Consider the following 12942-nt stretch of genomic DNA (forward strand, 5'->3'; position numbering starts at 1 on the left):
ATGGATTTTCCGATGGGCCATTTTTTCAGGGGGATACCGGAATGATAAAGAAACGCGTCTTGGTTGTGGATGACGACAGAGACATCCGCCGTTTGGTGGAAAGCATCTTATCCAAAGAGGGATTTGTCACCATCGGGGCGGAAAACGGGGCCGACGCCTTAAAAAAAGTCGTCAATTCAAAACCTGACTTGATCATCCTTGATCTCCAATTGCCGGACAAAGATGGGTTCGAGATTTGCAAAATCCTTCGGGCGGATCCTGCCACACGCTACATCCCGGTGGTTTTCCTCACTGTCCAAAACCTAGATTCCTACAAGATCGCCGGGTTGGAAATCGGGGCCGACGACTACATCACCAAACCGTTTAACCAAACGGAATTGGTGGCCCGGATCAAAGCCGTCCTTCGCCGCGCCGAATGGCGGGACAAAAAGGACCCCGGCTTAAAAGAAGGCCCCCTCACCATTGACATGGAAAAACACACGGCTGTCATGGATGGGAAAGCCATCAACCTGGCCCCCAAAGAATTCGATCTCCTCCTCACCCTCATGCGCAACGAAGGGAAAGTTCTCACCCGCGCCGAACTCTCGGAAACCGTTTGGGGTCAAGAATATTTCGGCAACACCCGAACAGTTGACGTTCATGTGGGCCGTCTCCGCCGTAAACTGGGCAAACAAGGCGACCGCGTCAAAACCGTCGAACGCATCGGCTACCGCTTCGAATAACACGTCCCAACGTTCCGGTTTTTTCTTCAGCCCCGGAGGAAAAGAGCCAAGGAGAGGGTATGTTCTACACGGGAAAACGCCTCGCATCGATTCCCCCAACACGTGCTCGAACAGAAGAGGGGAAGAACTCCTTCCTTCGCTTCGTTGAGCTCAACGAAATTCCTCCTTTAATAACGATATTGACAATTAAAATATATTGGCATAAGATTTAATAACGACATGAGGCAAGGAATCCCCAAAACGAACCCTCGTGCGGGCCGATGGGAAAAACAATCTGGGCCGGAACCCTTTTATTGCTTTCTCCCGGCCCCCTTACCACCCCGTCCGACCATTGAATTTAACGGCCGCCTCCAAGAGAGGGTGGCAAGGGCAAGCCACGCACTGGGCCGTGTCACAATTGCCCAACCCATCACTTTTGCTTTATACCTACATCCGGAAGGAGGCGGTACTCTCTTCTCAAATTGAGGGAACTCAATCCTCTCTTTCCGATCTCCTGCTTTTTGAAAACAAGCAGGCCCCGGGTGTTCCGGTAGGCGATGTCAAAGAAGTATCAAACTACGTGGGGGCCTTGGAATACGGCATGAAACGTCTGAAGGGCGGATTTCCTCTCAGCTTAAGGTTGATGCGTGAAATCCATGCCGTCCTTCTGAGTGGTTCAAGGGGAGCGCACCAACAGCCGGGAGAGTTTCGTCGCTCACAGAACTGGATTGGGGGGAGCCGACCGGGCAATGCACTTTATGTCCCGCCACCGGCACGAGAGGTTCTGCCCGCAATGGGCGCATTGGAGAAGTTTATTCATGGGGTTCCCGTCCAAACCCCTACACTCATCAAAGCAGGTCTCGTACACGCGCAGTTTGAAAGCATCCACCCCTTCTTGGATGGAAACGGACGTTTGGGACGTCTCCTCATTCCTTTTATTCTCTATGAGGAACAAGCCTTAACCCATCCCTTTCTATATCTCAGCCTCCATTTTAAAGAGAACCGGCAGTATTATTACGAAACCCTCCAAAGCGTTCGGATCAACGGAGACTGGGAGCGATGGTTGGATTTCTATTTAGAGGGTATCGAAAAGGTATCAAACCAGGCCTGCGGGACAGTGGAAAAATTGACCTGGATGTTTGAACAACACAAGAGCAAGATCGAAGAAATAGGCCGCGCCGCCAATTCAGCCTTGAACGTGTTTGAACTTTTGAAGAAACGATGCCTCGTTTCTCTCCCGGTCATTCAGAACGAATTAAAACTCACATTCCCCACCGCCAACAAAGCCCTTTTGAACCTTCAAAACCTGGGCTTCGTCAAAGAAATCACCGGAAAACGCCGGGATCGCATTTTCTCCTATGAACCGTATCTCAAGGTCCTCCATACGGGAAAAATGCATTAACCAGCGCAAACAATCCCCAGTTAAAATCGGAACGGCTCAGAAGTCTCTCGTCTCCAACAACCCCTGCAGGTTTTTGGCGAAAACCGAATACCGGACCGGCTTAATCAGCTTGACTTTCACGGGAGATTCCCCCAACCGGGTTTCGTCCACCATACCAGAAACAATCATGACCGGCGTTCCGTTCGTCACCGGATGAACCCGTAACCGCCGCAGCACTTCGTAGCCGTTCACGAACGGCATTTCCAGATCCAGTGTAATGAGGTGCGGCCGAAATTCAATGGCCGCCCGAAGCGAATCCCGCGCGTCCGTCACACACCGGACGTCAAACCCTAACGCTTCACAAAAGTCCCCCAACAGATCAGCCATGCCGATGTCGTCGTCGATGACAAGAATTCGTTTTTCATACGACATGCCCGCCTCCTTCCGATTCATTATGTCACACAATTACCCTACACCCAGTCCCGCCCGCCTGCCTTAAGATGTTGTAACAATTTCCTGCGTTTACAAATTTGTTACAAATTCTTAAGAGATCCTTTTGTTTTCTTTGGTATCTTACGAATCAAGAATTCACTCAATATTGATTCAAGAAGGACTGATCCCTAGATGCCCATGTTCGGTTTCCCTTTATCTTGCGATCGCTTGATGCCCACCAAGAAGGTCATCGCTACGGTGACGGCATTGGCTTGTTTTTTTTCCTTTATTACCTCCCCGTTTTTAGAAGCCTCATCTTTAAATCATGCATCCGTAGGGAACAGTCGTCAGCACTCCGAGAATTCGCTCCCTCAGGTCACGCCCCAAGATCAAGGGGGTAGGATCGGCCCATCGTCACTTCTACGGGAATCCTTATGGTCATTGGTCGGTCGGCAGGGCTGGCGCGTGGAGGGACGGTTACTCCCGTTCATTACCCAAATAGAAGACAACCATGGGGACACACCTTCTCAGTTGGCGGCGGTTCACCTGTTGGACAAGGTGGATTCAGAGCGCGGAAATGAACCCCTTCTCATTGGGGTTGAAGGGGCTTGGGACATCTTAGACATATCACCGCTTGCCGCTCTCCCACCCGGAGAGTGGCGAAATCGCTGGTTCAATCGTCTTCTCTGGCGGGGCGACCTAACGGGGGAGGAGTATTGGATGTTGATGCGTTCCCCGACCCGTGTCACTCTCATAGGCATTGATGACCCCGTGTTGCATCAACAGCACAGTGAAGCTCGAAGGATTGTCGAAACCTCCCGAAAGGAAACAGAATTATTCCTGCGCGACCTCGCCACCCGCGTGGATCGTTTGAAAAAACATCTTTTCCCACCCGCCTGGGTGATACTGGACAAGGCTTTTTCCGATTACGACGAAGGATCAATTTCAATTAACGAATTGTCTGTATCGATTCTCGAAAAAGTTTCGCCAACTTGGATGAATGAAAATACCCCCCACTTGTTTTATCTCGCCCAAATCCACAAAAACCCCGTAGATCCCAAATCCGTTCAAAAAGAACTCAAAGACATGCTCTCATTTACGTTGACCCCCGCAGAATCCCAACAGCTTTTCTCCGGATCCCCGATGAAAAATCCCGATGTTTTTTTTAATAATATTTTCGCCATGGCAGACGCCCGCAAATTGACGCTCCCCCACACAAAGAAATACGCCCAGCAAAGTCTATGGAGCCGAGAGATCGAACCAATGGCCTTGTCAAAAGAAGTCAACGTTGCAAGGAGGTCCCTCTTTACTTCCTCCCCCTCCCATCCCGTAGCCTCAAAACTCGTTCAAATAAAGGAAACCCTTTTTCTCCTGCGAGGGATTGTCGCCCTCGGCCTCACGCCGGACGATTGGTTGCGATTTCAAACACAGAACGAATTCAATGACATTCAAAATCTTTCCGACTCAATAAGAGAGCTTGAATCCAACAAATGGTCTCGTGAACCACGAAGTCCTATCCCTTTCTCCTCCACGTATGTGATCCAAAATGCCAAAAGATTTTACGAGCTTGCAAAATTAAGAGACCACGCCATGGCCGACAATTTAATTAAACAGGCCCGGCGAGTGGGGGCCACCCGTTCTGTGGTTATCGCTGGCGGATTCCACACCCCTGGGATGGTCCACCTGTTTCGCCAATGGGGCGCACCCTTTGAGGTCCTGTGCCCGATTCCTGAACACAAGGTCGAACCCACCCTCCGAGCCCTGGACGCTTTCCAACAACCCGAAACGAGGAACCGAATACTCCATGAGACCGCCACCCAATTACAGGCGGAAGAAAATGACGCGGTTCAACGCTGGATGAATAAATTGTCTTCCCAAAATCGACGCCATTTAAGAAAGGCGGGGTTTGGGGAACCCCAAGCTCTCTCCGTCTTTTGGACATCCCTTAAAAAAGACCTCACCCGTTGGGCCTATTTCCTCGCCCTCTTCTTACGCGAGCAATGGGACTTCTTTCAAACTCTTCACGGTTCCCAAGAAAAAACAGCCTGGGCGGTCCTGACAGCACCGATCCCTCCTGTAATGAACTTGATTCCCCCATCCATTCACCAAACCCCGGCTGAATACGCCCCCCCTCTCCCCCAACGAGAGTCAGGGGAAAAGATCGCGGAAGAATTTCAGTCATTAGTCCAACAATCCCGTTGGGTGGAAGCCGAAAATTTCCTTTGGCAGCTGTGGACGGGCCATGGATCGGCCCGATTGATCGGCGAATCGTTCATGGCCCTCAACCTCACCGACAAGGAACCCCGACAGGCCAGAGACCTCGTGGCGAGTCACTTAAGCCCCCAGGCACTAGGTCTTTTGGGCCAAGGGCTCATGGACTATTTTCAAGACCGGGACTTAGAACGCCTTTACGAACGCCGAAAACTCAACCAGACCCTATTAGATAACCTAAACGCCATTGAAAGTAACCGCGATAGTGCGATCCATGGTATTAAAACAACTCTTTCCCAAATCAATCAAAGCCTCCTGGATGAGGCGAACGGTATCCTTGGGGTCGATTCAGAGGGAACCCCTGGGTTCACCCTCATGGACCCCATGGATCCCGACACGGACGCCGTGGTAAGACAGGTCAAAAAAGATGGGGAAGAAACAACCTTCCTGGCGAATAAGATCAAGAATCTCATGGATCAATGGGATACGGAATCAAGTCCAGATCTTCTTCAAGAAACAAAAAAAATGGTCGGAAAAATCAAACTCCACTTTCAACCCACAATAAAAAAGATCCTTTTGCCCACAGCCACCGACCACTTCACGCCGGCGGGACAGACACGAGCCAAATTGTCCGCGTATCGGGAGTGGCTCCGTTTCACACAGTCAATGGAAGTCTCCCAACGGGAATTGGCCCGGCGGGCGTGGCGATCAGCGGAAACCCTCAGCCGCTCTATTGCCCAAGGGAAATTGGCGGATCCAACGGCCTATTCAACTCCGTTGGATCGGTCGGCCTTTGGAAAGATCGCTGTAAATCGGGTCGGTCTGGATCAAACACTATCGACCCTCCGCACCCAGGAAAGGCCGATCGTCGTGGTTTCCCTTCCGTACGAAGAAGCTAAAAATGACGTGATCCAAGACCTGGCGCATGCTTTAACGACAACCTCACTTTCCACCCCCGGTCCTCGCCGACTTTTGCGGGTCCGTCTCAGTCGGTTGGAAAGTGATCCTAAATTCCGCGCCACCGCATTAAAACTTCTGATGGAACGTGCCGGAGAATTGGGGGGCACAGCCTTGGCCATTGATTTAGATGAGGTGGGACCTTTACTGGAAAACGTCGAAAAACCTCTAGAACATCTGCTCCAAAGCTGGGCCGGTCTGGATTCCCCCCCCCCGCTGGTTTTCATTTCAGCCAGCCGAGCCCATCAAGATCTGTTGAACACGGGAGGCCAAGACAAATCCGATGTGGTCACGTTTCCCCCGAGCCGAGATTCCGTAAAGTCACTCCTCCAAACCGAAGCCGAACGGATCCAAACAACGTCTTCCTGCGAAATTCAACCTGAGGTGGTGAGTCGGCTTGTGGATGCCGTCTTTTCCACCGGGACAGTGGACTTTTCCGAAGCCATCAAATCGCTCCGCTGGGCAGCGGCACAGGCCCTTATCCACTCGGCGTCAAACGGGACCCCTCCCGTGGTCACGCCCCACGATTTGACTCTCCAAGAAGACGCTCGGCTTCGAGACCTGCCCCTGGCTCGACAGGTCCGCATTGTTGTCGGACGCGTGGATGACCTCTTCGCTCAGGCGCTCAACAATCTCCTGGCCAATTTCGAATCCCTGAGCCCCAACTCCCCCTTCTATTCGAGCGTCGAAGCCAGACTTCGCCATGCCGTCGGTCTTTGGCATATGTTCCCCAAAGAGACAAACAGCTCCAAAGAGGTTCGGCTGTCCCAGGAGGAAATAGACACGGGAGTCAGTAATGCCTGGTCCTTTTTCAACGCCCATCTCATGGGATTGGAACGACAAAAACAGGCCGTCATTGACACCTATATCAAGCACGAACTCGAACAACAGGGGAAAAGCCCCCACGCCCCCAGCGACATCCTCTGTCTCGTGGGCCCCCACGGCACGGGGAAAACGGAAATCGCCAGTCTTCTCGCTCAATATTTAAAGAGAAAACTGATTAAAATCGATGCGGGCGGGGCCAGTTCCGAAGAGCAAATTTTGGGCACAATGAGCACCTTTGTGGGCTCCCAACCCGGCAAGATTCATCTGGCCCTTGAGGAAGAGGAAACGGACGAGTTGGTCTTGCTCATTGACGAAATCGATAAGGGTTCTCCCGTATTCTGGAACGCATTGATCCAACTCTTAGAAAAAAATCAACCCCTCGATAGCCGCTACGACACATTCAAAACTCCAAAGCGCCGAATCGTTATCATTGCCACCGCCAATGATTGGAGCGCGATTCCCGACGCTTTAAAAAGCCGCCTCCAGCAATCGAATTTCTCGGAATTTTCTCCTTCCGGACTGAAAAGGACGGCGGCCCTCTTCACCTGGCCCAAAGTGGCGAAACGATTTGAATTTCCGGACTCTTGGGCCCGTTGCGACGATCCCTACCCCCTTATTTCGCTCGTGGTTGACGATTACCTCGAACGCCCCGCCCTGCGTGAACTGGAACGAATTATCGAGCGCATTCACAGAGCCGCCAATTTGGTCGCCATCGATTTGGACCACAAATATCACCCGGTCGTCATGGATGAAGCGTTTGTGAGAGAACTCTTGGGCTCACCTGTTCAACGACCCCAACACATGGTGCGGGGAGACACCCCAGGCCAACTCTCGGGGTTAGGGGTCATGGGAAGTGGGGTGGGTGTCACTATGCCCATTCAAGTCATTGCCCTCCCGCTGGAACAGGTGCCCGGTACCCCTTTACTCATGACCGGTGGAGCGGCGGAAACCATGCAAGCCAGTGGACAGAACGCTTTAGAGGCATTACGGGGCCGATCTCGACGCCACCCCTCGGACTTTGATGGATCCCTCCCCCTGTCCGAAATCCGGTTACATGTCCACCTCCCTCCTCTCCAATCCGAAAAGGACGGCCCGTCTGCGGGGATGGCCATGGCGGTGGCCGCGTATTCAGAAATCACCCAACGCCAGGTCAATCCTGCCATAGCCATTACCGGAGGGCTACTGCCCAACGGGCAGAGTTTCGCGGTCGGTGGAATATCTGAAAAAATACAAGCCGCCCGAATTGAAGGAAAATCGATAATTTTCATCCCAAGCGGGAACGAAAATGACCTCAAAACCCATCTTGAACGTCAAAACAGCGACTCAGAACCCGTGGCCATTGTCTCGGGTGGAGAAACAACCTTCTTTTTTAACGGGGAAGTTGATCTTCAGGGCATTTCGGAGGAGAAAATAAGACGAGTGCCGGGAGGGATCTACATTCGCGCAACAGATAGTCCCCACCTCTCAGCAGACAGACAACCAACAACCGTTGTTCTCACCAAATGGATTGACGACATCCTCGACTACCCGGATGCGATCCTACCCCGTGGCACTATCATTCCGCCCCTTCAGAAAGGGGAAATCACCACGTTAACCCCAAGGGTTGAGACAAACCAAACATCCAACGATTCAGAACAGGATAAAGGAAAAATCCCCGTCACGCCACCCGAACCAACCCCTTCCCGTAACACCATACAGGGGAGCTTCATCCCAGATAATGTGTACAATCGATCTGCTTCAACCCCCCTCTCTCTTTCAACGGGAGAAACCATGACCCCATCCGAATTTCTCCAAATGAACGAGGCGGATGATCAGCTCAATACCCTTGAAAGATTATTGAAATCTGATTCCACAGAAGCCTTACCCCTCTTTGAAGCCCTCACCCGAGCACTGTGGGTCTTGGATCCAACACGAGCCGGGGCCATCTTCAATAAACTTTTTAACACCTTGGATACCCAGAACCTCCTCTTCCCCCCCTCCCCCCGGGATGACGACGGCCTGGGAGTGCCCTTTCTCGCCCATATGGTTGCCGCCCAGGATCGAGCAACAGTCGACAAACATATTTATAGAAAATCCAACTTCATAAAAATTCTTGAAGGAAAACTCAATTCTTTGAAGAGATATGACGCAAATGGGACCCATTCCATTCAAGAAAAGATAGCCGATATTTTCGATTTCATTGTTGAAGATTATGATATTGCAAATGAAACGATTGAAGAACTTCCCGCTGAATTAAAGAACGACTTGCCTCATATCATTTCCCTTCGTCTTTACTGGGAGAATCGGCGAAATCAACTGCTTAACGTTTTAAATCAAAGGGACCATTTGTTGACGATGATTGAAGAAGCTGGGACAGAACCCAGCCCGGAATCTCTAGTAAAGATAACAGAAGCCTACCGCGCCATTCTCCGTTCTACCCTCAATTTCAAGGTGGCCGAACGACGCCACATGGAGGAACATCGCGCAACACTCATGAATGATTCACTGCGGCACCCTCTTTTAAAAGCCGTGGGGGAAGAATCCCTGGTTCAAATGCTGATTCAAGTGGTTGACCAAACGACACGGAGAACCGCGCGAAAAAGCCGGGAACTTGGGAGAGAAGCTTCCCGCCTGGCGGATATCCAGCTTAATCTCGCCCGGCTGACTATCCCCATCATGGGCAATTACCTCAAAGACCATTCCAACCGATCGGCCCGTTCAGACCAGGCATCTCCCCTCCAATCCATTTCGGAATGGGCCAAACCTGCGGCCTCGGCTACGGCAGAAATCGTTTCCAGCATTGGAAATCGGGTTCTCACCGTTGTATGCCCCTCAAACCAACGACGGCTAGAACTTCCCCAGTTAATCGCCGACCAGTTGCATGAAACCGCGGAATTACCCCTTTCGGCGAAATCAAACCGCGTGCTCAGCTTGAATTTTTCCAAAAATCACACCACCAACGCCGCGGCCGACTTTGAACTCATGGAACCAATCATCACGCAGGTTCGTGAAACAGAAAGTGCCATCCTCTATATCGACCTCACATCGTTGAAATCCTGGGCCGGTTCGGACTATTTCGTGGTGATGAAACGACTCCTGCGCGCGGCCACAGAAGAATCCACCCCCCCCCCCCTCCCCTTGATTTTCGGGTCCGACAGGGAAACCCACACCCAAACCAACAACACCATTAATCGTTATGGAGCCACCGCGCACACGCTTCAACTTCCTGACCCGACAGCGGGGGAAATCGTCGCACTCTTAAACAACCGCGCCCGAGCCTTGATCGATTCGAAATCGCCAGTCCGGTTTGCGGAAACCCTTTGGAAATCCGCCTTAGACGATGGGCGCTTGCCAATAGATCTAGATGAGTGCCTCGCTGTCTTTAATCAAGTGACCGGGAAAGCGATCCAAGAGAAGAGGACCGAACCCGTTGATAACGATGTTTTAAATTCCGTGATCAAACTCCGCGTAAAACAAAAAAATACGATGGATTCAATTTTAAATCGAGCCGAAAGGGAAATCCCATTAATTCCCGACCCTGTAGCGAAACGTCGCGGGGAAGAATTTCTCGCCCGTTTGAAAGCCCTTGATTCCAGCGATGCGGAGTCGGTGATTGTCTCCAATTATTTGGAGTGGCTTTTAAAATGGGATTGGAATCCAGCTCCCGCCCCGATCCCGACCCTCGAAGACATGGCCAAGCTAAAAGCCCGCGCCATACGGATCATGGACCAGCGAATCTACGGCCAACACAAATTGAAACGTCGTATTTTGGAAATGTATATGGGTTACCTGTGGCAACTTCACCAGGGAAAGAACCCGAAATTGCCCGTCATCGCGCTTCTCGGCCCCTACGGGGCAGGGAAAACCACAGCCGCCAGCGTGATCGCGGAAGTGTTCAACTTTGTGTTCAAAAAGTTCAGCATGGCGGCCGAGAATGATCCCCGCCGCATTCGGGGCTTTGAACACTACGTCGTTGGGGCACAACCCGGTATTCCTTATGAGGCAATGACAGACGCCATGCAGCAGGCCAAAAGAGAACGGGAGGACCCCACAAAAACCCCCGACGAAATCCATGAATCAGGCAAAGTCGCTTTTCTCATTGATGAAATTGATAAGGGGGAGCCAGGCCATTTGGGAGACCCTCGAAATGCCCTGTATCCCCTGATGGACCCTGAACAGCGCCATCATGTGGAGGAAATATTTTTTGGTATTCCCTGGAACTATTCCAACATGATGGTCATCACCACCCTGAACGACGAAAACGCTCTTTTGCCCTCGTTGCGGGATCGAATGGAAGAAATCTATGTCCCACTCCTTGAGGACGAAGAAACGGTTGGATTGGCTTCCGACATGCTCCTGGACCGGATTGCGACCGAGAAAAACATCGTCTTGACCGATGGCCAGGACCTCGAAGACATTGATGCCTCCCTGTCGGCCCGGGTTCTGGATTTTGGGACCCCCCAAGAAAAGGCGGACTTGTTCCGGGACTTTATTGACGGCTGGGCCCCCGGGGGCCCCCGGGAACTGGGCCGCGCTGTTTCCGCCCTTCTTAATTCGGCCTTGGACAAGAACAGCGCGATCGCCGCGCAAGCAGGGTACGCCAAGGTTCCCCCCTTCAAAGTGCGAAAAGAAAATCTCCCAGAACTTCTGGGGTCCCGGCGACAGGGAGATCCAAGAGCCCAAGCTCTTTCTCCCATCGCGACGGCTGGGGAAGCTCTTTTTTACGGTGAATCCAACCAACCCGGGGGGACTTCCGTTTGGAGCCGGGAAACGCCCAAAGAACCCGCCCGCCTCCTTTGGCCCCGTGGAGAATTAGAAGAATCCCGATCCCCCCGCGGAGGATCACGGCAAGTCACCAAAATCAAAGAAATGTTGCAAATCGTTTGGACCGTGGCACAGAAACGTTTTTCACGGAACCTCGCTGGAAACCGGTTTATGGTGGAGTTCCAGGGAGCCCCCAGTGGCCCAAGTGGGGACGAAGCCCTGGCCACCTTTGCCGCGCTCGCGTCACGAGCCTTCAATCACGCCCTTGGAAAAGAAACAGCCTTCTTCGGAGAAATTGAAGCCACAGGAAAAATACGCGAGGTGGGACAAGACATGGAACGACGTCTCCGGCGAGCCCGTGCTGACGGCGTATCGCGTTTCCATTTAAATGCGCGCAATGATGATCTATTGAGCCTCATGCACAAACACCCTCGCCTCGCTGGATTTCTCCAGCGGGGGGATCAGGTCTCCCTTTGTCTGCCCAACCGAGAGGTCCCCAACACTGAGGAATGGAAAGATCCTGACGGAGTTACTTTCAGCAAAAGACCCATCCATTCCCCCCTGCCGGGATCAGTGGACAACACTGTTTGGTCGGAAAAGGCCACCAAAGCAATCCTGGATTACGCCAAAACGAATGGTCTTGAAAAAAAATACCGCGCGGGAAGGGGAATCATTGAAATCACCGCCCCGAAAAAAAAGAACCTTCTCAAGCTATTAAAAGAAGCGGGCATTTCCGAACAGGACGTCCCCCAATTTTTTCTGGCTAATTCTGTGGATGAAGTCTTAACTCATTTAGACCTTCCTCCAGCCCCCCCCACAGATTCAAATCAAGGTTTGGGTCAGGGAGGATTTTTTCTGATCGCCATCATAGGGGTAACGATGTTGGCGGGATTAATGGGCTTTGCCTTCCTGGGAGAGACAACAACCGCTCTCTCACTGTTCGGGATAACGGCGTCAGGGCCTATTCAAGTAGGGGATTTCCTCCCCATGGCCCAAAGCCTGGGAATCGTGGGGCTCCCCCTTCTGTCCCTTTCCATATACAACAAGCTCTCCCTTCCAATAACAAAGAGGGAACAGGAAAGAGAACCCCGCTTAAGGGCTTTACTGGCCTTTTCTGAAGGGCTCGTGGATTCCGAAAGAGCGTTATTGAAATCCATCGTCATGAAAGAGGGATCAAACGATATCACCCTCAACACCCTCTCCACCAGAGAAATTCAGTCCATCCACCAGATGGCGGCACCACTGGCACCGAGGGTTCAAGTTCCTTTTATGGGGATTTGGCTAAGCTCTCGGGGTGAAATTCTGAACACCTGTGAAAAAGAGTTAATTCGAAGGGGATCTCGACCTCAAACAAGTGCGGAAGACTTTTCCATATCCCATGACTTGATTCCTCGCGCTACCCCAGTACACACAGATCCTTCGAGAACGCTGGAGGATTTAAGGGTGATCAAACGGCAGGTTTAAAAAAAGAAGTGTCTCTTCAGCCTCTTGAAGGGGGGTTTCCCTCTCCCTCTGGAGGGAGAGGGGCGGGAGAGGGGATGTTTTCGATGGAAGACGTCCATCCATCTCTCCGGATCGCTTTATCTTACAGAGGAGACAGGGAATCCACTTTCTTATTCCGTCGGGACCTTCAGAGAAGTCAAGAGACACCCCGGAAGAGAACCCTCAAAAACAATAACCGAGATTCCCCGG

General features: G+C 51.9%; 3 protein-coding genes and 1 pseudogene. 3 read left to right on the forward strand and 1 reads right to left on the reverse strand.

The features are described 5' to 3' along the window. Positions 1-41: 41 nt before the first annotated feature. Positions 42-722 (forward strand): response regulator transcription factor, encoded by a 681-nt coding sequence (locus JNK54_06390; GenBank protein MBL8023894.1) that lies wholly within the window; start codon positions 42-44, stop codon positions 720-722. A gap of 219 nt (positions 723-941) precedes the next feature. After that, positions 942-2103: pseudogene (locus JNK54_06395) on the forward strand (Fic family protein). Positions 2104-2139: 36 nt separating this feature from the next. On the opposite strand, the gene JNK54_06400 reads toward JNK54_06395, so the two are convergent. After that, entirely contained in the window at positions 2140-2514 is a 375-nt protein-coding gene (locus JNK54_06400) for a response regulator (GenBank protein ID MBL8023895.1), read from the reverse strand. A 231-nt stretch (positions 2515-2745) separates the two neighbouring features. Between JNK54_06400 and JNK54_06405 the strand changes: the two genes are divergently transcribed. Further along, entirely contained in the window at positions 2746-12714 is a 9969-nt protein-coding gene (locus JNK54_06405) for an AAA family ATPase (protein MBL8023896.1), read from the forward strand. Positions 12715-12942 lie beyond the last annotated feature (228 nt).

The sequence above is a fragment of the Elusimicrobiota bacterium genome (assembly GCA_016788905.1).
Classification (GTDB): Bacteria; Elusimicrobiota; Elusimicrobia; order FEN-1173; family FEN-1173; genus JADKHR01.